The sequence below is a fragment of the Rhodoferax sp. GW821-FHT07G04 genome (genome assembly GCF_059418585.1).
This window is the reverse complement of record NZ_JBWKQD010000002.1, coordinates 1531409-1554992: the sequence shown is the minus strand read 5'-3', so window position 1 is coordinate 1554992 and position 23584 is coordinate 1531409. Positions and strand designations below refer to the sequence as shown.

Genomic DNA, 23584 nt, shown 5'->3' with positions numbered 1-23584 from the left:
CGGCCGGAAGCGAGTGCTGGCGGGTGCACACGTGTTCCCGTTGCGCAGAGGCTAAACAGTCCGCGAAGCGTCTATCTACTTCTTCTCCTGGGCCTTGGTCTTGGTCGTTGCCAATTCGGCATCCACTTGTGCTTTCATCTCAGCCATGACCTTCGGCAGGAGAGACTGCAGCATGGACTGTGACAGTTCCATCGATTTCTGCATCACCACCGGCATCTTGCTGATCAAAGCCTGGCCCGCCTTGCTGATGTAAAACGTTGTGAGGTCATCCACTTCCTCCTGCTCGAATGTTTCGCGGTACAACTGGACGTATAGGGGTTTCATCTTCGACCAGTTAATTCCTCACGTATGACGAGGACTAACCTGGCCGGTAGCGCATCCAGTGCGCGCTGTTGTTCAACCGTCAGGGTTTTTCCCTGCATGGCCTGTTGCATTCCCTGGCGAATCATTTGGTCCATGGAGCCGTACATGGCATCAATCATCGATTCCATCTTGGTGACCGCAATGAGTTTTTCAATCGACTCTTGGCTGGCTGGTGCGGCATGGGAAACCAGTGCGTTGAAGAGCAAGATGGCGGCAAAAAATTTACGCATACTGAATATCTGGTGATTGAAAGACTGGGAATTGTGACGGCTATTCCGCTGTGACCTGAAGCGATTAGATGCCGATGGTCTTCACGTGGTCATTGCCATCGCGGTCTACCCGAAGATCCTCTAAGAGAATGACTGTATCCATGGTGTGTAAGGAATAGTCCAGAACTGATGGCGTTGCGCCGCGCGGCACTACCCTGCCCTGGTTAACTCCGCATCCAACACCTCCACCCAGTGCCGCACCGGCGTCTCGGTGCCGCTTTGCAGATGGGTGATGCAGCCGATATTGGCCGAGACTATGACCTCTTGCTGCAAGGCGCGCAGATGGCCCAGCTTGCGGTCGCGCAAGGGGTAGGCCAGTTCGGGCTGCAGTACGCTGTAGGTGCCGGCCGAGCCGCAGCACAGGTGGGCTTCGTTGGTGGCGGTTCGGATGGTGAAACCCAAAGTGCTCAGGTGCTGCTCGATACCGCCCTTGAGTTTCTGGCCATGTTGCAGCGTGCAGGGTGGGTGCAGGGCCAGATGGGGGGCCTGTTCGCGGATCTGTTGGGTCAGCGCCGGGTGCTTGGCCTGCAAGACCTCCACCAGGTCGGGTAGCAACTCGCTGAGGTCACGCGTCAGTGCGCTGATGCGCTGCGCCTTGGCGGCGTAGGCCGGGTCGTCACGCAGGATGTGGCCGTATTCCTTGACGGTGACGCCGCAGCCCGAGGCGTTCATGGCGATGGCCTCCACGGCGGAATCGGCATCCTCCACGTAAGGCCACCAGGCGTCGATATTGGCGCGCATCTGGGCCATGCCACTGTCCTGGTCATTCAGGTGGAACTTGACCGCGCCGCAGCAGCCGGCCTGGGGGGCGACCAGCGTCTGGATACCGGCTGCGTCCAGCACGCGGGCTGTGGCGCTGTTGATGTTGGGGGCCATGGAAGGTTGCACGCAGCCTGCCAGCAGCAGCACCTTGCGGGTATGTGTGCCTGTGGGCCAACTGCCCGCATCCTGCTTGGGTGGCACCTTGGTCTTCAAGGTGGTCGGCAGCAGCGGGCGCAGCATCTGGCCCAGCGCCATGGCGGGTCCAAACAGCGGGGAGGGCAGACCTTCCTTCAAGGCCCAGCGCACGGCGCGTTCGGTGGCGGGGCGTTCGACCTTGGCATCCACTAGCTTGCGGCCTATGTCCAGTAGGTGGCCGTAGTCCACGCCACTGGGGCAAGTCGTCTCGCAGTTGCGGCAGGTCAGGCAGCGGTCCAGGTGCAACTGGGTCTTACGCGTGGGCTCGTGGCCCTCCAGCACCTGCTTCATCAGGTAGATGCGGCCGCGCGGGCCGTCCAGCTCGTCGCCCAGCAGCTGGTAGGTGGGGCAGGTGGCGGTGCAAAAGCCGCAGTGCACGCATTTGCGCAAAATGGCCTCGGCGGCCTGGCCGTCGGCCGTGTGCTGGTATTCGGGGGCGAGCTGGGTTTGCATAGGGGCTTGGCTACCAGGCTGCGAACAGGCGGTGGGGGTTGAAGATGCCCTTGGGGTCCAGGCTCTGCTTCAGGCGCTGCTGGATGGCCAATTGCGTCGAATCGGTTTTGGAAAATTGGCCTGTAGCCCCTGTCAAATCTGCACTAGACGCTACGAATTGCATAGCGTTTCCTCCGTGCGATAGTGCCAAAGCCTGCAACTGTGCGGCGGCATCCACCGGCGCCCATAGCCAACGCAAGCCACCGTGCCACTCGATCAGTTGCGGCCAGGGCAGATCCAACACGGGAGCGGTCTGCGCCACGCTCAGGCGCCACAGCGCCAGGCCGGGGTCGGCAGGGCGGGCGAAAAAAGGCAGTTGCTGGTTGCGGCAGCGTTCCCAGTCGGCCTGGGCCTGGGCGGTGTCGTCCATGCGCTGGCCGGGTTGCTCGGACAGCATGGCGTGGCAGGCGGCGTCCACCGCGGCCACGGCGCCACGCAGGCGCACAAACAGCAGGTCCTGGCCCGCGGGGCCGGTCGTGTCGTCATGCACCCAGCAGCTCGCGTTCAGCGGCAGGGGCTGGCCGCCCCAGCGGTGCAGGCACTCCAGCGCGCGGGCCTGGTCCAGCGCAAACACCAGCGTGGCCTCGGCCGGGGCCACGGGCAAGACCTTCAGCGAGACCTGGGTGATCAGCCCCAGCGTGCCCATGCTGCCAACCATCAGCCGCGACACGTCATAACCCGCCACGTTCTTCATGACCTGGCCGCCAAACACCAGTAGCTCGCCCAGGCCATTGACCATGTGCAGGCCCAGCACATATTCACGCACCGCACCAGCGCTGGCCCGGGCCGGGCCGCTCAGGCCGGCGGCGACCATGCCTCCGACGGTGGAGCCTGTATGGGCAGACCAATGGAAATGCGGTGGCTCAAAGGCCAGGCACTGGCCGCGTTCGGCCAGCACGGCCTCCAGTTCGGCCAATGGCGTGCCCGCACCCACGGTGACGACGAGCTCCGACGGCTCGTAGCTGACGATGCCATGCAGGCCGCGCGTATCCAGCAGTTCGCCTTCTAGCGCATGGCCGTGGTGGTGGCCGTAAAAATCCTTGCTGCCACCGCCACGCAGGCGTAGTGGCGTGCCATCGGCCGCGGCGGCGCGTATGCGGTCGGTGATGTGCTGCAGCGCAGTGTCCAGAGAATCCATGGGCTGCATGGTAGCGGTGCCATGGCCGCCTGGGCGTGAAACTTTTGCAGGCCTTAGGCCCAAAAATTTACATGATGGGCGGTATCAGTCGGCGAAGCAGTTCACCCGCAGGCCCGGCACGTCCACCCGCGTGGAGAACACACAGCCCGACTGCGGAAACGCGGCCAGCTCGGCCGCGCTGCGCTTGTAGCGGGCCGTGGTTACGTAGAGCGTGCGGCCGTCTTCGCCACCCAGGCAGGGCATGGTGGGGCACATCGCCGGCACCGGGTATTCGGCCAGCAGTCGGCCGTCGGGCGCGAATTGGCAGATGCGTTGGCCTTCGAACATGGCGGCGTAGTAGTTGCCTTCTACATCCACCGCCGCGCCGTCGGGCCGGCCTCGGTAGGGGGGCAGGCCATCTGTGCGAGGGGCGTCCCATTGCCAATCGGTAGGCTTGGCGGGCAGCTGTTGGAAGACGCGGTGGGCGCTGAGTGCATTGGCCTGCACGTCGAAATCCCAGGCGTGGATGATGTGGTCGGGCGTGTCGGACCAGTAGGTGGTGCGGCCGTCGGGGCTCCAGCCCAGGCCGTTGCCGGTCAGCGCATCGCCGGCATGTTGCTGCACCCGCGGTGTGCGACCGCCACGGCAATCGATGGAGAACAGCGCACCGGCGCGGCTGGCCTTGGGCTCGTCGATGGTGCCCACCCACAAGCGGCCCAGCGCGTCGCACTTGCCGTCGTTGGCGCGCACGGGCACGGGGTCATAGGGCAGGGTGGTGATCAACTCCAGTGCACCCCGCCATTCGCGTGCGCGGAACACCCCGTCGCGCCGCGCAATGACCAGGCCGCCGCTGGTGGCAGGGGCGATGCAGCCGGGCTCGCTGGGCATGTCCCACGCGTCGACCGTGCCCATATAGACATTGGCGCGGCAGACCTTCTTGCCGGGAATATCCACCCAATACAGGGTCTGCTCCTGCGGGTGCCAGAAGGGGGATTCACCCAGCTCGAAAGCCGTTGGGCTTACGGTTTGCCAGTCCAGTGTCTTCACCAGGGCAGTTGTCATCGTGCGTGCTCCACTTCAATGCGCAAGGCGCAGGAAAAAGTCTGACCCGGCTGCAGGATGCAGACGCCCAGGTCCTCGGCGCTGGCCCCGGTTTGGGCCATGCGGTTGACCGCATCGTTGACATGGCTGACGGGTTCTATCGCAATGCTCTCGCTCTGCGGCGTGCTGTAGACCACCAAGCGGCTCAGGCTGGACACGATGCGGGTGTGCAGCAAGCTGTCGCGCAATTGCACGGTGCCGGCCCAGCCGTCAAAACAATGGTCCACGTCCAGCGTGCCGCAAGGGGTATCCAGCCCCGTGTGGGGTGCGCGGTGGGTTGGCAGCTTGTCGCTACCCATCTCCCAGCGGCCAGTGGCGTCGAACTGTACGTGGCTGCCGGGCCGTTTCACAAAGAAAGGGTGCCAGCCCAGGCCTACGGGTACCGTGGTGGGCGACTGGTTGGTAATGCTCAAAGAGAGTTCCAGCGCGTTGGCCTCGAGCTTGAAGGCCTGCGAGCTGTCGAAGTCAAAAGGCCATGCGGCATCGGCCCTGTGTTCGTAGGACAGCAGTGCAAAGCTGCCGTTCGCATCCAGCACTTGCCAGGGCCGCTCCCAGCCCACACCGTGGATGGCATGCGGGTCGGGCGCCCAGTTGCGGACAAGGGGGTGGGCCGTTCCTTGCCATTGCAACCTCGCCTGTCCGACCCGGTTGGAAAAGGGAACCAGGGGGTAACTGGCGGCGCTGCGCACCGAGTGCAGATCCTGCGCGGGCGTAGAGCGCAGCACCGGCACGTCGCCAAGCCACAGGCCCGCGACACAGCCACCGAGCGCGGGCTGGATATCGCATCGCAGATCGGCACAGTGCAGGGTCAAGGGGGTGGGCATGGAGTTTTCGGGGTGGGCGGTCAGCCTTCCATTGTGCAGCCAAGGGACGCAAAAAGGGAGCTGCCGGGAACCAGTGGGTTACCAAGGGCCCTGCCGGCTCCCTCGCAGTGGGTGCAGAGCAGATGGCTGCGTGTGCCTAGTAGACCGCCACGATCTTGCTGATCCGCCCGTCATGCACCGTCAGGTAGTCCATGCCACGGGCCAATGGCAAACCCCAGAAACGCATGGTCCACGACAGGACGAGCCGCCCGTCCTTGGCAAGCACCAACGGGCTATCGCCATCGGGTGCAAAGGTGGCCCAGCGGAAGCGTTCCAGGAATCGCAGGTAGTCATCGCCGCGGCGGCCGCCCGGTGGACTCTTGCTGCTGAGGACGACAAAGTCGGGGGTAAACAGCGCCGCAATGCCTGCGCGGCTGGGGTTGTGGTGCAGGGCCACATACTCCGCCACCAAATGGCGCGCAGCAGGGTCGGGCGTGCCGAGGCTGGTCGCGTTGTGGTTGGCGCCATCGTGCGCCTTCCAGCCGCTGAGATCGGCTTGGGCAACGGTGCAAAGGGTGGTGGCCAGTACGGCACTGCAGACACGTGAGAACAGGGGCATGGGGCTTCCTCCAATTGAAATACGACCGTGGGGACAGGGGCTGCATGCTGGCAGCCACCGTGCGGCGCGTCGATGACCCGGTGGGTCATGGAGCAGCGTTGCTTTGCCCGTAGGATCGGCCCATGTCCGCATCGCTTGCCCCTGCCGCTCCGCCCCCTGCCATGGCCTCGTTTGGCGCGCACCTGAGGCACTGGCGTACGTTGCGGCGACTGACCCAGATGGATCTGGCGTCGCAGGCGGCGATGTCCACTCGCCATTTGAGTTGTGTCGAGACCGGGCGTGCTGAACCGAGTCGGGAGTTGGTGCTGCGCTTGGCGCAATGCCTGGAGGTTCCCATCCGCGAGCGCAATGCGTGGTTGACGGCGGCGGGCTACGCGCCCATGTACCGCGAGCGCGGGCTGGACCACGCCGATATGGCCGTCGCATGCCGCGCCATTCAGACCCTGTTGACCTGCCACGAACCCTTTCCGGCCATCGCGTTGGACCGGCATTGGAATGTCGTGGCCACCAACCGTGCTACTACCGCGGTGCTGACCGGCCCGCAGGTGCCGGCATCTGTAGTCGGCGCGAATGTCATACGGTTGTGCCACGCCCCTGGCGGCCCGTCGCATGCCATTGCCAACCGGGCGCAATTGCGCCAGCACCATCTGCGGCGCCTGCAACAGCAAATTCGGGTGACGGCGGACCCGGTACTCGAGGCTTTGCTGGTGGAACTGAATGCTTATCCGGCACCGCCCACGATGCTGCACGCCCCGTTGGCCGACGATGGCTTGGGTGTTGCGGCGCCGCTGCTGCAAGTCCACAGCGCCGAGGGTTTGCTGAGTTTTTTCACGGCCAGCACCGTCTTCGGTTCGGCCAATGACATCACCCTGTCGGAGATGGCGATGGAGTTGTTTCTACCGGCCGATGCGTCGACGGCTGCCGCGGTTCCCCGGTTGATGGCGGGTGCGGTGGCGGGCCCCGGCTGAGGCCCGTAGGGCGAAAAAAAGCCCGGAGGAACTTTGCAGTTCGTCCGGGCCTGAGCCTTTTTGTGAAACCCTCGGTAGCGCGCTTGCGCGCGCCCCGTTTGCTGCTGGCTTTAGCGGCTGTAGGCCGTCTCGCCGTGCGAGGTGATGTCCAGACCTTCGCGTTCGTCTTCTTCGCTGACACGCAGACCGATGGTCTTGTCGACGATGAAGTAGGCGACGATGGAGACGATGCCGGACCACAGTACGGTCACACCCACGGCCTTGGCCTGGATCCAGACCTGGGCAGCGATGGAGTAGTCGGCCGGTGTCACCATGGTGGCGGTCACCCAGTCGCCCATGGCGCTCGGGCCACCCAACGAGGGCGATGCAAACACGCCAGTCAGCAGGGCACCCAGGATGCCGCAGACGCCGTGCACGCCGAACACGTCCAGCGAGTCGTCAGCACCCAGCAACTTCTTCAGACCGGTCACACCCCACAGGCCGGCAAAACCGGCGATCAGGCCGATGGCCAGGCCACCGCCGATGCCGACATTGCCGGCAGCGGGTGTAATGGCCACCAGGCCCGCCACGGCGCCAGACGCAGCGCCCAGCATGGATGCCTTGCCCTTGTGCATGGCTTCGCCGATGGACCAGGTCAGCACCGCGGCGGCCGTGGCGACCAGTGTGTTGACGAAGGCCAGGGCAGCAAAGCCATTGGCTTCCAGCGCGGAGCCGGCGTTGAAACCGAACCAGCCCACCCACAACAGCGCGGCGCCGACCATGGTCAGTGTCAGGCTGTGGGGCGCCATGGCTTCCTTGCCATAACCAATGCGCTTGCCGATGAAGAATGCGCCCACCAGACCGGCCACGGCGGCATTGATGTGCACCACGGTACCGCCAGCGAAGTCCAGCGCACCCCATTGCCAGATCATGCCGGCAGTGGCGTTGACCTTGTCCACGACTTCCTTGCTGGTGTATGCGTCTGGGCCAGCCCAGAACCAGACCATGTGGGCCATGGGGGCGTAGCTGAACGTGAACCACAGCACCATGAAGGCCAGCACGGCGGAGAACTTGATACGTTCGGCAAAGGAGCCAACGATCAGTGCGCAGGTGATGCCGGCGAACGTGGCCTGGAAGGCAGCGAACACGATCTCGGGAATGACAACGCCCTTGCTGAAGGTGGCGCCGTTGGCAAAGGTGCCTGCGACGTTGTCCCAGATACCCTTCATGAACAGGCGGTCAAAGCCACCGATGAACTGGTTGCCTTCGGTGAACGCCAGGCTGTAGCCGTAGATGAACCACAGCACAACGATCAGCGAAAACGTGACCATGACCTGCATCAGCACCGACAGCATGTTCTTGCTGCGGACCAGGCCGCCATAGAACAGGGCCAGGCCGGGCACGGTCATCAAAATGACCAGCAGCGTGGAGACCATCATCCAGGCGGTATCGCCCTTGTTGGGAACGGGAGCAGGTGCTGCGGCGGCCGAAGCAGCGGCGGCGGGTGCCGGTGCAGCAGCAGCCGAGGCCGCCGCTGCGGGGGCTTCAGCCGGCTTGGCCTCGGGTGCGGCAGCCGATGCGCTGGCAGCCGGCGCTGAAGCGGGTGCGGCAGTCTGGGCCAGTGCAGCCGATCCGGCTGTCAGCAGACCCCAGCCCAACGCAAGGGAAACGAGTAGTTTTTTCATGGCGTGCCTTCTGTCAGAGAGCTTCTTTGCCGGTCTCGCCGGTGCGGATACGCACGACCTGCTCCAGGTCGTACACGAAAATCTTGCCGTCGCCGATCTTGCCGGTGCGGGCTGCGCCTTCGATGGCTTCGATGACACGGTCCACCAGGGCGTCGTCAATGGCGGCCTCGATCTTGACCTTGGGCAGGAAGTCAACGACGTATTCCGCGCCGCGGTACAGCTCGGTGTGGCCCTTTTGACGGCCGAAGCCCTTGACTTCGGTGACTGTGATGCCTTGCACGCCCATGCCGGACAGGGCTTCGCGCACCTCATCGAGCTTGAACGGTTTAATGATCGCCGTTACGAGTTTCATGGTATTTCCTTGGAAGGTGGAGACAGGATCAGAAGGTGTACTTCAGGCCGACGGTGACACCGTTCTTGCCGAGGTTGTCAAAGCCGTTGGCCTTGTAGAAGGAGTCCTTGGCATCGGTGGTGATGGCGGCCACGGAGGCGCTCAGGCCGTTGCCGAAATCCTTGCCCAGCGTCAGCGAGTAGTCGTTGTAGTCGCCGGCGCTACCGGTCTGGTTGGGGATGGACTGGTGGCCGTAGTGCGGCGTCAGCGTGAAGCCATTGCCCAGGTCGAAGGCGGCGGCGACTTCGAAGTAGGAGCTGCCCTTACTGTCGGGGTTGGCAATGAAGTTGCTGGTGGACTGGCTGTACTTGGCAGTCACGATGCCGAAAGTGACGGCGCCATAGACTTCGGTGGTGTTGGCATTGACCAGCACGCGGTCCGCGGTGTTGTTGGGGTATTGGTAGGTGATGACACCCACATCGAAGCTGAAATCCTTGGCGATCTCGGCCTTGTAGCCACCGTAGATATCGACTTCCAGCGTGCCATCGGTGGCGCCCACATAGTCTTTGATCCAGTTGATGTTGGACGCCCAGGCACCGACATAGAGGCCGCTCTTGTGGGCAAAGTCCACACCGGCTTGCAGCGCGGGCTTGAAGGATGTTTGCGAAAGGCTGCGGAAGCGGTAGTCGCTGACCACGCCGACGTTGAAGCTCAGGCTGTTGGCTGGCTCGGGCGCGGCGGCTGGAGCAGCCGTCTGGGCCATTGCAGCGGTACCGACCAACGCAGTTGCGAGAACGAGGATGGATTTAGTTTTTAGGCTCATGGAATACTCCTGAAGGGTTGCGGGACGAAGCCTTAAAGCACGATGCATGCCATTGCCCTTTTTTCGGGCAAGGGTATGTTGCTGTAGACCAATCGGGGCGCTTGGCGTTATGCTATCTGTATAAATAAACAGGTATCAATGGGCTGCGCACTATTTTGGTGTGATCCTATTGCGGTGCGCACTAATTTGGGGGTTTTTAAAATGGGCTTGTCTTTGGTGCAAAGTCGCGCGTTGCGGGGGCTGGACGCGGCCAAGGTCACGGTGGAGGTGCATCTGGCCAATGGCCTTCCCAGCTTCACGCTGGTGGGGCTGGCCGATGTGGAGGTCAAGGAGGCCCGAGAGCGGGTGCGTTGCGCGATCCAAAACGCCGGCCTGGACTTCCCACATAACCAGAGGATTACCGTCAATCTGGCCCCGGCCGATCTGCCCAAGGATTCGGGTCGGCTGGACCTGCCCATCGCTCTGGGCATTCTGGCCGCCAGCGGGCAGATCGACGGTACACAGCTTGCCGCCTACGAATTTGCCGGAGAACTCTCTTTGACCGGTGCCCTGCAGCCGGTGCGTGGCGCGCTGGCCATGGCCCTGGCGCTGCATACCGGCAAGGTGGCCGCGCGGCTGGTGCTGCCACCGGGCAATGCGGAAGAGGCGGCCCTGGTGCCCGGCTCCGAGGTCTACCGGGCACGGCATCTGCTGGACGTGGTGCGGCAGTTTGTGCCCGCCGGTGCAACGCTGGACGCCCTGGCTGCCAACGACATTGCGCCGGCCGATGATGGCTGGGTGCGCATCGTCCCCGATCTGCTGCAGGTCCGCGCGGCCGAATGGCCCGACATGGCGGATGTCAAAGGCCAGGTCGGCGCCAAACGCGCATTGGAGATCGCCGCTGCGGGCGGCCACAGCGCCCTCTTGGTCGGGCCACCGGGTTCCGGCAAGTCCATGCTGGCGCAGCGCTTTGCCGGCCTGCTGCCGGCTATGTCCTGCGACGAGGCGCTACAAAGTGCCGCCATCGGCAGCCTGGGTGGCCGCTTCTCGATGGCCAGCTGGGGCGTACGGCCGACCTGCTCGCCGCACCATTCGGCCAGTGCAGTGGCCCTGGTAGGGGGCGGATCACCCCCGCGACCCGGTGAAGTGTCGCTGGCCCACAATGGGGTCCTTTTTTTAGATGAAATGCCGGAGTTCCAACGGTCCGCATTGGAGGCCTTGCGCGAGCCGCTGGAGACCGGTTGCATCACGATCTCCCGGGCGGCACAGCGTGCCGAATTCCCGGCCCGCTTCCAGCTGATCGGCGCCATGAACCCCTGCCCCTGCGGTTACCTGGGCTCGAGCGCCTACCAGTGCCGCTGCACGCCGGACCAGATCCACCGTTACCAGGCCAAGCTCAGCGGTCCGCTGATGGACCGCATCGACTTGCACGTGGAAGTGCCCAATCTGGCCCATGCCGATCTGCTGGGTGCGCCGGTTGGCGAGTCCACCGACAGCATCCGGACCCGCTGCGGCGCCGCGCGCCAGCGGGCCATGGATCGCCAGGGCAGCAGCAATATGGCGCTGCAGGGCCAGGCCATTGACCAGCATGTGCAGCTGGATGCCGATGCGCTGAAGTTTCTGAACGTGGCAGCCAGCCGCCTGGGCTGGTCAGCGCGGGGCACACACCGCACGCTGAAGGTAGCGCGCACCATTGCGGACCTGGCGGGCGCCAAGCACACGCAGGTGGCGCACCTGGCCGAGGCCATGCAGTACCGGCGCAGCGCCGGGCCACTATGAGTCAAACGGGGTGTCCTGCAGGTTACTCCTGAATTTATAGCGTCTTAGGCTTATTTCACGAGGGCTACAGCCTGATTTTGTTTAAGTGTCCAGCCTAGATCCGGGCTGAGCTGGCCAGCGGCCAGCGTTCGGTGATGTACTTGACCACGGCCTGTGCGCTGCCCATGCGCTCTGCCGGGTCCTTGTGCATCATGCGGTCCAGCAGGTCCTGCATGTCGCTGTGCTGTGCGGCCAGCCGCGGTGGTGGCGAGAACAAGTGTTGGGCCAACAGCACCTCCATCCGGTCGGCCGTGTAGGGGCGCTGCCCGGTCAGCATCTCGTGGAAGATGACGCCCAGGCAGTAGATGTCGCTGGCCGCGCTGACCGGCCGACCCGCCGCCTGCTCCGGGCTCAGGTAGAAGGGTGAGCCCACGATCTCGCCGTGCAGCGTGTGGCCTAGGCCATGGTCGGCGTGTTTGGCAATGCCGAAATCGATCAGAGCGACGGTGCCGTCCCGGCGCATCATCAGGTTGTCGGGCTTGACGTCGCGGTGCACGATGCCCCGGGCGTGGATCTGCGCCAGAGCCAGCGCCACCTGCACGGTCACGCCCAGCGCCTCGTGCTGGGTCAGGCCGGCGGCAATGCGCTGCTTGATATCGCCACGGACGAAATATTCCATGGACAAAAAGGCGTGGGCGTCGGTGATGCCCTGGTCGAAGATACGCGCCACGTTGGGGTGGTCGATCTGGGCCAGGATCGCGTATTCCTGCAAGAAGCGGTCCAGCAGCGCGCCGTCGTCATTGATGGCCGTGTCCAGCACTTTGAGCGCCAGTTCACGCTGGTCGGATTCGCGCACGGCGAGGAAGACCTCCGACATGCCACCGCTGCCGATCTTGCGCAGGATGCGGTAGCCCTTCACGACCACCGGGGGTTTGTGCTTGGCGCCCGTCTGCATGGCCATAGACGTGTCGGCTCCAGGCAGTGTGGCCTTGGCGGCCGCGGCGGGTTGGGTGCGCTTGATGCGGGCGGTGACGGCCTCCAGCAGTTCGTCGTGCGTGAAGGGCTTGCCCAGGTAGTCGTCGGCACCCAGGTTCATGCCGCGGCGCCGGTCGGCGCGCTCAGTGCGGGCGGACAGAAAAATCAGCGGGATGGTGGCGGTCAGCGGGTCGGCGCGCAACTGTTCCAGCATGCCGTAGCCGTCCAGCTCGGGCATCATGACGTCGGACAGGATCAGGCCGGGCAGGTGTTCGCGGGCCATCGCCAGGCCCTGGCGTCCATTCGCGGCTTCGACCACGGCAAAGCCCTCCATGCGCAGTAGCGACATGATGTTGTTGCGAATGGCGGTTTCATCCTCGACGACCAGAATCTTCACGCGAACTCCCCATCAGTCATGGCGCCGACCATACCATCGGGCGGCGCTGCGTCCAAGCGATTATTGCTCGCGCAGCGGCACGCCGGCTTGGCGCAGGTAGGCCAGGATGTCTTTGCTGACTGGACCCACGGCACGGGCCTTTTCGGCCATCTCGGCCGCGCTGCTGGTTTGGCCCAGGGCAGCCAGTGACACGGCAGTACCCAACAGCCAGCGTTGCTCGTCAGGGCGGGTCTGCAAGGCCATCATGTAGGCATGCACGCTATCGGGGTGGCGGCCCAGACGTTGTGCAGCATTGGCGCGGATGGCCCACAGATCCGCCTGATTGCCTAACAGGGGCTCCAGCCGGGTCAGCATCTCCCACACAGCACCATAGCGGGCTTCGGCCAGTTGCATGCGCGCCATTTCGCGCACCAGCGGCACCAATACGGTCGCGCTGCTGCCGGATGCGTTGCCGGCCTTGATGTTGCGCTCGGTGGTTGCGATGGATTGCTGAACCAGCTCCATGGCGGCTTCGCGCGAGCCACTGTTCCACAGGCTTTGGGCCTGGGCAATGGCATCGCCGCTGGCCTGCTGTTGGCGCTGGATCAGCGGTGTACTGCTGTTCGCAGAGGCGTCGCCCGTTGGGTTGGTTGCGGGGCGTATCTTGTTGCGGTCTGGCGGGGTGGGGGCTGGGGCCGCTGCCACGGGGCTGGGTGCAGCAGGTGTTGCGGAGGCCGCCGGTATAGGCGAAGGTGGCACGCGTGCCGCAGTAGGCAGTGGCGTGGACGATAGCAGCGCATCCAAAGCCCGCCGTGCCGACAGGCTGGACTCCATGCGCAGGTTGACGGAACCAGTGGCGGTTGTGGCCAGGGGTGCAGTTGGTGGCGCGCTGGCCACGGCAACCGTTGCGACGGATTCCGCATTGGTACCAGCAGGCGGACTCATCTGGCTGGCGTTGACAGGTGTTGCCTCGGTTGTGGTCGCCGAGGCTGCGGTACTTGGCGGTGCGCTGGCAGCTGGAGTGACCACGGCCGGTGCGGGGGCTGAAGCCGGGGACTGGCCCACCACGGCGACCGCCACCGGTGCCATGGAGTTGTTTTGGGCAGCGGACCACCACAGCCATGCTCCCCAAGCCGCACCTGCCAGAACCAGACTGCCCACGGCGAGTCCCAGGCGCATACGGTTACGCGCTGCATCGGTTGGGACACCACCCACACTGGCCGTGCCTTGGCGCAGCACCGACATGGCGGGGACAACGGGATCCGCGTTAACCGAAGGATTGCCCCCTTGGCGGTGGTCCAGGTCCCGCAGCATCTTGTTGATGACGCTCACAGCTTGCTCCTGGCGGGCGTGCGCAAGTCGGTATCCGAAAACGTGACCAAAGGACTGGGCGCTGCAGGGCGCTTTCGGGTCCAGATGCGGCGCCACCAGGGCAGGCGCGGCAGCACACCGGGGGTATCGCGCGCGGCCAGCCGCACGTGGGCAGCGCTGACGCGGTGCACGTTTTCTCCATAGGCCAGCATCAGGCATTTGTGGGCCAGCACATTGATCAGGCGAGGCACGCCGCCGCTGAGTTGCGCAATGGCTTTAGTGGCGCCAGCTTCGAACACCTGCACGTCAGTGTGCGCATCGACGGCGGCGCGGCCCATACGGTGGGTGAGATAGACCGGTACGTGCTTGGCCGGCATGGGCCCCAAGTATTCGCTGAAGGTAATGCGCTGCATCAGCTGGCGGATCTCCGGGCGGGCCAACTTGGTGTCCAGCTCGGGCTGGCCCAGCAGCACCAGTTGCAGCAGCTTGCGCTTCTCGGTCTCCAGGTTGGACAGCAGGCGCAGGCTCTCCACGGTGCGCAGCGGAATGGCCTGGGCCTCATCGATGCAGACCACGACCTGCAGCCCTTGCTGGGCGTGGTGCAGCAGGCAGTCGCGTAGCGCATTGAGCACGCTGTGGCGGCTGATGGGGGGCTTGAGCTTGATGTTCAGCTCCAGGGCCAGAGCCATCAGCAAATCGTCCGGCCCCATGTCGGGGTTGGGTATGTAGGCGGTTACAAACTCGCCCTGCAGGGTCTTGAGCAACTGGCGGCATAGCACAGTCTTGCCGCAACCCACCTCGCCAACAATTTTCAGGAAACCTTCGCCGCTGCGCAAGGCGACCAGCAGCGTATTGAGCGCGGCCTGCGCGCCCTCGTGCGGGTAAAAAAAGGACGAGTCTGGCGTGATGGAGAACGGGGCCTCACGCAGCGCAAAATGCCCCAGGTACATGCTCTTACTGCGTCCGTGCGGGTTCGACGTTGTAGGCGCTGCCATCCATGCGGATGACGCGCGCACGGCTGGCGTCCATGTCGTCCAGCGCAGCCCGGCTGCGCCGGGTCTGGGCTTCCCAATCGTCGGCGTTGCGGATGATGGTGGGCTTGATCAGCACGACCAGTTCCTTCTTGCGACCCGAGTTGGCCTTGTTGCCGAGTATGGAGGACAGGAAAGGCACGTCGGTGGTGCCGGGCATGCCGGAGGCGGTGCGGTTGGACTGCACTTGCATCAGTCCGCCGATGGCGACGATATTGCCGTCCTGGATGCGCACCATGGTGTCGGATTCATTGACGGCACTGGAAGCCAGCGGCAGCTTGTAGTTGCCGATAGTGCCCAGGTCCACCTGTTTGGTCTTTTCCGTCACCGTGGTGACGGATGGCCGCACATGCAAGGTGATATTGTTGCCTTCGTCAATCTGGGGCGTTACGTCCAGTGCAATGCCAGAGAAGAAGGGCGTCAGTGTCAGCGTCGGCAGGGTTGGCGCGGTGGATGTGCTGCTGGAGGTGGACGAGGTCCCTGCGGTGCCACCCGAAACATTGGTCACAAAGAATTCATCCGTGCCGACCTTGAGCAGCGCCTTCTGGTTGTTCAGCGTCGCGATGCGCGGGCTGCTGAGAATCTGGATATCGCCGCGTGTTTCCAGGAAGCCCAGAACCGCCTGGAACCCGTCCGTGGCCAGCGCCAGGCCAAACAAACCGCCGGTGCCAATGGGTAGTGCCGAGGTGTCAGCCAGTGCCGGTGTGCCGGTTCCGGGGAAGCCTGGCACATTGCCGGTCACGCCATTGATCAGCACATTGTTGCTGGTGCCGCCGCCGACCGTGCCCATGACGCCGGTATAACGGCCGGAATTGCGCAGCGCGGACCAATCGATGCCGCTTTGGTACCCGTCGCGCAGTTCCACCTCGACAATCTTGGCTTCCAGCATGACCTGGCGTTCTACGGCAATCTGCGCAGCCTTGAGGAACTGGCTGACTTGGCGCAATTCGTCGGGCATGGCCCGCACAGCCATGATGCCCGCCTGCGGACTGGTAATCACATTGCGTCCACCGCCGGTGCCGAGCATGCCTTTGACGGCGTCGGTCAATTCGGCCCAGAAGTCTGTGCGCGAACTCGTCGTGATGCGACTGGCCTCCAGCTGTTGAACGCTGGCGCCGGCGCTGCTGGTGCCGCCCTGCACGCCGTTGGCCGCCGTGTTCCCGCCACCGCTGTTGTTATTGGTGTTGCCGTTCGATCCGGCCGTTACCCGCAGTTCGCTGGTACCGACGCGCAGTGCATGCGGATAGTTGATCGTGAACACCCGGGTTTGTAGTGTGGGGGCGTAGACCACAATGCGCCGGCCCTCAATCTTGAAGTCGTAGCCGTAGACATCGCGAATGGCCTCCAACGCCTCGGTGACGGTGACTCCGCGCAGGGTTACCGACAGGGTGCCGGATACGTCAGGGTGCATCAGCATGCTGTAGCGCGTATCGGCGACGATGGCCAGGAACACCTCACGGGCTTGGGCGTTGTTCACCAGCAGATCCAGCCGCGGCTCGGCCGGGGCCGGGGCGCTCTTGGGCGCAGGTTCTGCCAGCGCGTCGCTCACTTTCGTCGGTACTTCGACGCTGGGCTTGGGAGGTGTCCCAGCTAACTCCGCGCGTACTGCCTCACCCACGTCCGGTGTGCGCAGGGGGCGGTCAGCAGCACAACCGACCAGCAAACTGGCGATCAACAGGGTACAAGCCAAGCCCGTGGCGCCTGTCCGAGAAGGCACTGTGTGGCCCAGGGCGCCGGGTAGAAACAGTTTCGTCATGGTGGCGGTTTTGGTAATCATGTGCTTGGGCTTCACGGTTGGGCATCTTCGCATGGCGTGGCTGTTGGCGGGGGAGTCGCGGCTACAGCGGCGGGCGAATGGCGCTTGGCTTTTGCTTTGGCAGGTTTGGCTTGACCGGGCGAGGCTTGGCTGGCCTGGTCTGCAACGGCGGGAGCGGGGGCTTGCAGGGTGGTGCAGGTCGGGGTGGTACGAATCTGCTTGCGCTCAATGCCGGCAAAGCGCGGCACCTTGAGCAGGGCATTGCCGTCGTGGAACCAGACCTCTTTTTCGGTGATGCGCTCGACGCGCAAATTGCCGACGGTATCGCCTGGTGCGTACAAGCGCGCACCGACCATCAGATAGGGTTTGCCGTCGCGTACCAATACGGTCATGCCTTCAACCCCCGCGGGCGCGGGCGTACCGGCGCCGGTTTCGGTTGGGGGCACGGTGGGGTCTCGGTTTTCCTGCGCGCAAGCAGGCAGCGAGTACTGCAGCACCAGCAGGACAGCACTGGTCCATAGCAAGGGGCGGATAGAGGTCATGGTGGGGCTCCCACGACAAAGACTTGCAAGGTCATCTCGGGCGCCTGCTTGGTGGTCTTCAGTTGCAAGTTGCCCCAACGCAAAGTGGGCAGGGCGGTTTCCAGTGTGCGTACGTAGCGTACCAAGTCGGCATAGCTGCCCGACACACTCAGCTCCAGCCCACGGCGTGACAAGACAGGTGCAGCCCCAGAGGCCGGTGCGGTGGTTGAAGGGCTTGCGACCTCCGTCTTCAGGGTGCCGGTGCTCAGCAGTGTGAGACCCTCTTGCCGGCGCAGAAACTGTACTAAGGCTTGTTCGATCGCCGGACCACCTTCTGCCAGGGGGGCAACTTCCTTGATGTCGCGGTTGACCGCTTCCAGTCGTAGGTTGGCCGCGGCAATCTCGTCGCGCACGGCCTTGCTGGGGTCTACCGTCTGTGCGACCGAACGAAGTTCGTCCTGCAGGCGCCGCAACTCGCTTGCTTGCGCTTCAAAACGTTGGCGGGCTTGCTTTTGTGCCACCTGCGCGGGCGTCAGCCACAAGGTGTCGGCCAGCGCCAGGCAGCTGACCAGGATTGCCAAAAACAGAAACACCCGCTCCCGCAGTTGCAAAGCGTCTATGCGGGTAGCCAATTGCTGCCATTGTTTTTTCATGGCCTGCTCCCGGGTGTGCTGGCTGCGGCGGCAGGAGTAGCTGCGGGGGGTTCCACGCTGACCAGGTTGAAGGCCCAGACCGCGCGCGCAGGCGCAGCGGTAGCCCCCGAGCTTGCCGACGCTGGGGCGGCAGGTACCGGGACGGCCGATGCGGCAGCCTTTTCAACCTTGACGGTTGACAGCTTCAGCCCTTGCATCAGTGGACTCAGGGACAGTTTGTCGACCCAATCATTCAAAGCGGCCGGCTCCAGCGTGAAGCCGCTCACCTCGAAGCGGGTGCCGTCCATACGGACCTCGTTGATCCAGACCGGTGTGGGAATGCTGCGCGCTACCCATGTCAACCGATCGGAATGCCCCCAGCCGGGGCGGAACATGCCCTCCTTCAGCGCATCACGCAGTCTTTCGCGCTGCAGCACGGTATTGCGCCGCTCGGTCAGCTGCGCGAGTAGCGCGGGATCCACAGGCGCGGCATTGTCCCGGCTGCGCTTGATGGCGCTTTGCAGATTCTCTACCTCCGCCGCGTGGGCTGAGACGGACTGCTGCAGGGACTCACTGGCGCGGTCCAGGTTCCAGACCCAGGCAGCGCACAAGGCTGTGCCTAGTATGAAGAATGCGCCCAAGGCAACCGCCATCGTGTGCGCAGAAAAGTAACGCTTTTGCGTCAGCAGTATCGGCGTGCACAGGTTGATTTGCTGGGGCATGGTCGTGGGTGCTGTTGCGTGGTTCTACAGCTTGCGGGTTTCCGTGCGCAGCAGGACGCCAAGCAGGGGCAGGCAATATTGCAGGTCGGCGCCCTCCAGCGTTTGTAGACCTAAAAAATGCGCATCCAGATTCATGGCCGACACCGTTTGACCCAACTCTCGGCTTAGCCAACCCGCCATTTCTTCGGAGCGCTCACCCGCATAAACACGCAAGCCCCCCAGCGGCATGCTGGACCATGTGCGGTCCCATAAATCCAGTGAACGTTGCACCTCCACAAAGACCCGCTGTACCAGTTCATCTTCGCTCTGGTTGGTGGATGCCAGGCTGCTGGTGGAGCCTCCTCCCGCATAGTCCGGCACGTATTCGCCAACCGGTGTGTAAGCGTCTGCGGCGGCTTCCGCACCCGTATCCACGCCTGCACCCCACGGCATAGTTAAGAAACCCAGCGGTAAATCCAACCTTCGCGTAAAGAACAATTCCTCATTTGCACTGATAGTCAGCAAGGCTTGCTGCCCTTCGGAAATCAGCAAAGCCGCATCGGCACGGTCCAATCGGCCGTCCGCTTTGGCTAACGCACTTTGCAAGTTGCGTTGGGCGGTTTCCTGGATGTCGATGACAGGGACCTTCCAATTCAGCGCATCACCCAGAGCCATGACTTCGCGTATGACCTCGTTCTTGGCAGCGACCACGAACAGGTGGTTCGGGCCTTTCTGCTGCCCGTCACCGACCTGCATCACATCCAAGGTGATGTCGTCGATGTGTACATTGACCATCTCGCGGATCTGGAAGCGTGCTGCGGCACGCAGTTCTTCTGGGGCCACGGGTGGCGCATCAATCTGCAGCAACTGGTACTGCTCGGGGCGCAGCATGATGTGTGCAACCAAGCCCTTGAGCCCCAATCCGTGCAGCCTACGGACAAAGTCCTCCATGCTGTCTGCGCCTTGCGTCTCTACCCCCAATTGCTGGATGACTGACAGCCCATCGGAGTTGGTGGACGCCCGGACAAAGGCAAATGTGCCCGCTGACCAGGACACGATGAGCTGATCTTGCGAGGATTTACCTTTCCAGGGCCAGCGCATGCCTAGGCGCGCTCCTGTGGTGCGCGTGGCAAATGGAAACCGGTTGCTGCAATCATGGTTGGCATCGCCTGTAAATATGCTGCTCTCATTTTAATAGCTACTAGAACAATCATGTCACTGATTGACAGGCTTTTGGCTATTGTTTGAAGAAATCGACGCCAATTTACGTCAATAGTTCTCGCGCCGGTAGATCAGTGGGCTTTTGAATAGGCCAAATGTTGCGCGTGCACTGGGGTCTCGGTCATAGGCAGGCGCGCTGCACCAATTGCCGCTCAGATAGGGACGGGCAGCAGATATAGACGTGCCCAACGGTGACGCAGGAGTGGTCGTGGGACAGGTTACCGGTGCGCCGGCACTACCCAGGTTGAGGATGAGGTCCAAGCTGCCTGAAGATACAGGGGCGGGCGAAGGCTTGGTGAGGTTGACTTGGCTCAACCCTGCGGCAAAGGGGGCCACTGATGCAACATGGCTCAACCCCATATTCGTGGCGGTAATCCCCCCCTGGTAGTTGATCAGGTTGACGTTGGCTGTAGCCAAACTGGTGCAGCTGTCTGCGGTATTGCGGACAAAGGAGCCGCCGTTCCAGTATTGCGCTTCAAGGGGCATGGCTAAATCTACCAGGCCGGAACCATAGGCGTTTTGCAGACGCAGACGTCCAAAGCGCATACGCGCGCCGCTGGCAAGCGTTGTCGCCGTACAGGTCCCGCTGGATGTTCCTGCCGTGTCGGCAGTGCAGGCGGTGTTGGTCTCGTCCATATTGCGATCGATAAGCAACACGCCGTCGGGTGTATCCGTCACGCGGACGCCGAATGCCAGCGTGTCAAATGCACCCCAAGTGGCATCAGCCGTCGTGGTAATCGGTCGTGCGAATTGCGTCGCAGAGTAGCTGGCGGCTCCCGCGCCGGCGCCAGTCCCCCAGGGGGCCGTGAAGGTCACGCGTGTACCCAATGCGGTGCCATTGTTATTGTTCTCGGCTTGGGTGCTCACTACCCCCTTGGCAAACACACCGCTGTAGTTTTGTGTTCTGGCATTGGCTGCATTTTGGGCTTCAATGGAAGCGGTGAGGCTAAAGGGTTGGGCCATATAGGTATAGGTACCTGCCGCACACCCAGGGATAAATGATGGACTGGTGACTGCGAAGTGATCGGGGATGAATCGGCCAAGTGACACCGCCGTCTTATTGCCAATGCTGCAGCCATATTGACCGCTACTCAGGGTATCTGCAAGATTTGCATTGCTTGCCGTGCTGGTCACGCAGTCCCCATTTGCGCTGTCCACCGCAGTGAAGCTATCGTCACGGAAGGCGCCGGGTGCCAGGTAGAGGTAACCGACCTCCGTATAGGTGGCGCTGACCGCCGCTGCATTGCCGGTCAGCGTGGCGGGCGCCAGCGTACCCACCACGCCACCATTCACCTGGGTCGCGTCTTGGGTCGTGATTTGTGCGGTCAACTTGGTCGCGTCGCGGGCCAGGCTGCCACTGTAATTGGTACCTGTGCTGGTGGTCGCCTGCAAGGTGAAGTTTGCTCCAGCCCTGATGATCGGGGTCGCTGTGGATGAGGGTGCAGCCGCAGTGGCTGTAGTCACGAGGGTCACAGCCGATGGCCGCACGGAGAAGTCGTCCGTGGAGCAGCTGACAATGCTGGGCGTCTGGCTGGCATCGGTCACCCGGCAGCGCAAGTCGGCATACGCTTTGGTTACCGTCATGTTGGCGGTACTTTTGCGTCCTAGTTCTGTAGGCTGATTGACTTTGGTAAACGTCAGCGTCTGGCTGACGGCCGGACTGATGGCAGTGCGGGATGCACAGGCCGTGGCGCCGGACCCGTCCACCAACTCTACTGTCACGCTCTTGTCCACATCGGAGGCATACAGGGTTTCGACTGCGTCTGCCGTGCCATTGCTGTCCGCGTCCTTGAGTGCTACCACGTCGAAGGCGAAAGCCGTACCTGCCAGCTTGGTGTAGAGATGTCCGGTCAGTGCATTGGCTCCGCTTTCCACGCAGTTGAAACCAAATGGCACAGCACATAAGAAGCTGCGACTCGCATCGCATGTTGTTCCGGTGGTGTAGTCGCTCACCACACAGGCCGATGCCGTACCGGTGTGTTCCGTGATCGCACCCGATGCCACGTTGATGTTCAGTGACTCGGTGAGGTTGTTGCTCAAACCAAAGATCACCGTATTTTCATTTGCAAATGTGTAGCTTGCGGTGCCGGCGCCGGCCACAACGGAGGTCAGCGAGTTAATGGCGCCACCTGAGACATTGGACCAGGTGCCGTGCGCGGGGGTGGTACTCAGGTTGATGCTGGTGCCAGCCAATGTGAACAGCGCGTGGGTTGCATCGTGTGCTTCGATGGTGATGTTGGCCGGCGCCGTGCAGCTGGAAACAGCGCCGTCATGCTTGATATGGAAGTGGTCCAGTGAGGTGCAGGTGGCGCGGGTCAAGGCCATATCCGCCGCCGCCTGGGGGGCACTGATTTCCACGGCATAGACATACACCTCGTCAATGCTGCCATTCGCGCCGTTGGGTGTACCGCCATTGGGTGTGACGCCAGAAGTTCGGTTGTCGCCAACGTAGATGGAGCTCACACCGGATAAAAAGCCATTGGTGGTGCCCCGCGTGGGAGCACCGTTTTGCAGCACCCCGTCCAGGAAGATTGCCAACGTCGTCTGGTTGGTGCCCGCGCGCACATTCCAGGCGATGCCGATGTGATGCCAGGTGTTGAGCGCGTAGGTTTGGGCCGGTGCGGTGGCGGTGATGGAGGTTCCAGCGCTGTCGGTCACAACAAAGGTCAGCGCACCCGTTGCAGACTTCATCAAGAAAAACGGCCGGTTGGCCACGGTCGTGGCGTCCAGCAGCATGGCGGCCGAGGTATTCCACTTGAGATTGGAGTTGAACCAGAAGTCAACGGAACCCTGGCTGCCAGGCACCATGGGCGTTGCCACCGCATCAATCGTGGTGTTCAGCGTATTGTTGGTAAAGCTGCCGCCCCGGCACAGCTTTCCACCGGGGAACAAACCCTGCGCCACATTGGTGGCTAACCCGACACGCGAAGCATGCTGGCTATTGCCGGACGTGTCTTTGACCTCACCCGCAACGCCCAGCCAGGCGCTCTCATCGAAACGGTACTCGGCTGCCTTCGAGACCAATTGGTTGGCCGGGTACCACAGGATGGATGTGCCAACCGTGGTGTCGATGAAATTCTGGTTGTAGGCGTATTGGGTGTAGTCGGTAGTCGTGAGCTGCACACCCACGGTCGCGCCCGATCCGGTGGAGGAGCCGGTCGTGTACTGGTAGCGGAAGTTGCCGTTGACGCCGGCCGTGCTTTCCAGCAACTGCACCTGGAAGTTGTAGCGAGTGGTCGTGTTGTAGAGCTTGACGTTGACCCACGAGATGACGAAACGGCGATTCGGCGCTGTGCCCAACAATTCATACTGCACCGACGCCCCGGCCGTGCTGTTGGCGGTGCCGGCGACGATGTCCAGCCAATAGGCGGCCATCAGCCGCTGGGGAACTGCATTGACGCAACCCGTATAAGCGCCGGGGCCGGCCGTGATCGGTAGCGCCTGAGAACTGTAGTCGCGATGAAAACCCGATACATCGGTGGGGAAGGCCAGTATGCCGTTCGAATACACACGCACGCTGCTGTAAGCAGTGCCCCCGAATGTGAAAGTGAATCCACCGGGGAAGGCTACGTCGGCCCAATCGTCATCGCCATTGGGATAGTCTGTACAGGCTGGCGATGGGCTGGTGGTGTGCCAGGTCACCGTGCTGGCCGTGCCGCTGGGGGTATCGTAGGCGAAGACGTCATTCCGATAGGCATAGGTCTGGGCCTGGGCAGTATGGCCGGCAAGCAAGACACTTGCCAACGCCAGTGCTTTTATCACCTCGGCAAACGCCACTGCCCAACGATGTGTAAAGCAACGCCAAGAATTGGTCAT

21 protein-coding genes are annotated in these 23584 nt (G+C 63.1%); 2 read left to right on the top strand and 19 right to left on the bottom strand.

From position 1 onward, the window contains the following. Positions 1-75 precede the first annotated feature (75 nt). The 7 genes from AC07OO_RS16415 to AC07OO_RS16385 all read right to left on the bottom strand — a co-directional run bounded on the left by AC07OO_RS16415 (position 76) and on the right by AC07OO_RS16385 (position 5721). Positions 76-324, bottom strand: coding sequence for a DUF2059 domain-containing protein (locus AC07OO_RS16415; protein WP_495083155.1), 249 nt, complete (start codon positions 322-324; stop codon positions 76-78). Next, positions 321-593 carry a DUF2059 domain-containing protein gene (locus AC07OO_RS16410; RefSeq protein WP_495083154.1) on the bottom strand — a complete coding sequence of 91 codons (273 nt, stop codon included), beginning with the start codon at positions 591-593 and terminating at the stop codon, positions 321-323. The genes AC07OO_RS16415 and AC07OO_RS16410 overlap by 4 nt, the downstream gene beginning before the upstream one ends. Before the next feature lie 189 nt (positions 594-782). Continuing rightward, entirely contained in the window at positions 783-2042 is a 1260-nt protein-coding gene (gene glcF, locus AC07OO_RS16405) for a glycolate oxidase subunit GlcF (RefSeq protein ID WP_495083153.1), read from the bottom strand. 10 nt (positions 2043-2052) lie between these two features. Continuing rightward, on the bottom strand, positions 2053-3228 hold the full coding sequence (glcE, locus tag AC07OO_RS16400; protein WP_495083152.1) for a glycolate oxidase subunit GlcE: 1176 nt from the start codon (positions 3226-3228) through the stop codon (positions 2053-2055). A gap of 75 nt (positions 3229-3303) precedes the next feature. Next, entirely contained in the window at positions 3304-4260 is a 957-nt protein-coding gene (locus AC07OO_RS16395) for an SMP-30/gluconolactonase/LRE family protein (protein WP_495083151.1), read from the bottom strand. Next, on the bottom strand, positions 4257-5123 hold the full coding sequence (locus AC07OO_RS16390) for an aldose 1-epimerase (protein WP_495083150.1): 867 nt from the start codon (positions 5121-5123) through the stop codon (positions 4257-4259). The genes AC07OO_RS16395 and AC07OO_RS16390 overlap by 4 nt, the downstream gene beginning before the upstream one ends. Positions 5124-5259: 136 nt before the next feature. After that, complete coding sequence (locus tag AC07OO_RS16385; protein WP_495083149.1) at positions 5260-5721, bottom strand: nuclear transport factor 2-like protein; 462 nt, start codon at positions 5719-5721, stop codon at positions 5260-5262. 122 nt (positions 5722-5843) lie between these two features. Here AC07OO_RS16385 and AC07OO_RS16380 point away from each other — a divergent pair, with 122 nt between their 5' ends. Continuing rightward, positions 5844-6689, top strand: a complete 846-nt coding sequence (locus AC07OO_RS16380) for a helix-turn-helix domain-containing protein (RefSeq protein ID WP_495083148.1) — start codon at positions 5844-5846, stop codon at positions 6687-6689. 110 nt (positions 6690-6799) lie between these two features. On the opposite strand, the gene AC07OO_RS16375 is transcribed toward AC07OO_RS16380, so the two are convergent. From AC07OO_RS16375 to AC07OO_RS16365, 3 genes are read right to left on the bottom strand one after another with little or no spacing between them, the layout of a single operon-like run. Further along, a complete protein-coding gene (locus tag AC07OO_RS16375) occupies positions 6800-8353 on the bottom strand; it encodes an ammonium transporter (RefSeq protein WP_495083147.1) in 1554 nt (517 codons plus the stop codon). A 13-nt stretch (positions 8354-8366) separates the two neighbouring features. Beyond that, on the bottom strand, positions 8367-8705 hold the full coding sequence (gene glnK / locus AC07OO_RS16370; RefSeq protein ID WP_209393425.1) for a P-II family nitrogen regulator: 339 nt from the start codon (positions 8703-8705) through the stop codon (positions 8367-8369). Positions 8706-8733: 28 nt separating this feature from the next. Beyond that, positions 8734-9507: a TorF family putative porin gene (locus AC07OO_RS16365; RefSeq protein ID WP_495083146.1), complete on the bottom strand. Its 774-nt coding sequence runs from the start codon at positions 9505-9507 to the stop codon at positions 8734-8736. A 201-nt stretch (positions 9508-9708) separates the two neighbouring features. On the opposite strand from AC07OO_RS16365, the gene AC07OO_RS16360 reads away from it, so the two are divergent. Beyond that, complete coding sequence (locus AC07OO_RS16360; protein ID WP_495083145.1) at positions 9709-11265, top strand: YifB family Mg chelatase-like AAA ATPase; 1557 nt, start codon at positions 9709-9711, stop codon at positions 11263-11265. 94 nt (positions 11266-11359) lie between these two features. On the opposite strand, the gene AC07OO_RS16355 is transcribed toward AC07OO_RS16360, so the two are convergent. From AC07OO_RS16355 to AC07OO_RS16315, 9 genes are all read right to left on the bottom strand, one after another. Then, positions 11360-12616 carry a protein kinase domain-containing protein gene (locus tag AC07OO_RS16355; protein ID WP_495083144.1) on the bottom strand — a complete coding sequence of 419 codons (1257 nt, stop codon included), beginning with the start codon at positions 12614-12616 and terminating at the stop codon, positions 11360-11362. Between the two features lie 60 nt (positions 12617-12676). Continuing rightward, entirely contained in the window at positions 12677-13927 is a 1251-nt protein-coding gene (locus AC07OO_RS16350) for a hypothetical protein (protein ID WP_495083143.1), read from the bottom strand. Beyond that, positions 13924-14856 (bottom strand): ExeA family protein, encoded by a 933-nt coding sequence (locus AC07OO_RS16345; protein ID WP_495083142.1) that lies wholly within the window; start codon positions 14854-14856, stop codon positions 13924-13926. The genes AC07OO_RS16350 and AC07OO_RS16345 overlap by 4 nt, the downstream gene beginning before the upstream one ends. 4 nt (positions 14857-14860) lie before the next feature. After that, entirely contained in the window at positions 14861-16714 is a 1854-nt protein-coding gene (locus AC07OO_RS16340; RefSeq protein ID WP_495083141.1) for a secretin GspD/PilQ domain-containing protein, read from the bottom strand. A gap of 11 nt (positions 16715-16725) precedes the next feature. Further along, positions 16726-17235, bottom strand: coding sequence for a hypothetical protein (locus AC07OO_RS16335; protein WP_495083140.1), 510 nt, complete (start codon positions 17233-17235; stop codon positions 16726-16728). Continuing rightward, positions 17232-17867 carry a type II secretion system protein M gene (locus AC07OO_RS16330; protein WP_495083139.1) on the bottom strand — a complete coding sequence of 212 codons (636 nt, stop codon included), beginning with the start codon at positions 17865-17867 and terminating at the stop codon, positions 17232-17234. Before AC07OO_RS16330 ends, AC07OO_RS16335 begins: the two co-directional genes overlap by 4 nt. Next, the gene (locus AC07OO_RS16325; RefSeq protein ID WP_495083138.1) at positions 17864-18568 is read right to left on the bottom strand and encodes a PilN domain-containing protein; all 705 of its coding nucleotides are present in this window, start codon (positions 18566-18568) and stop codon (positions 17864-17866) included. Before AC07OO_RS16325 ends, AC07OO_RS16330 begins: the two co-directional genes overlap by 4 nt. Positions 18569-18592: 24 nt before the next feature. Further along, the gene (locus tag AC07OO_RS16320) at positions 18593-19648 is read right to left on the bottom strand and encodes a hypothetical protein (RefSeq protein ID WP_495083137.1); all 1056 of its coding nucleotides are present in this window, start codon (positions 19646-19648) and stop codon (positions 18593-18595) included. Between the two features lie 168 nt (positions 19649-19816). After that, positions 19817-23584, bottom strand: coding sequence for a hypothetical protein (locus AC07OO_RS16315; protein ID WP_495083136.1), 3768 nt, complete (start codon positions 23582-23584; stop codon positions 19817-19819).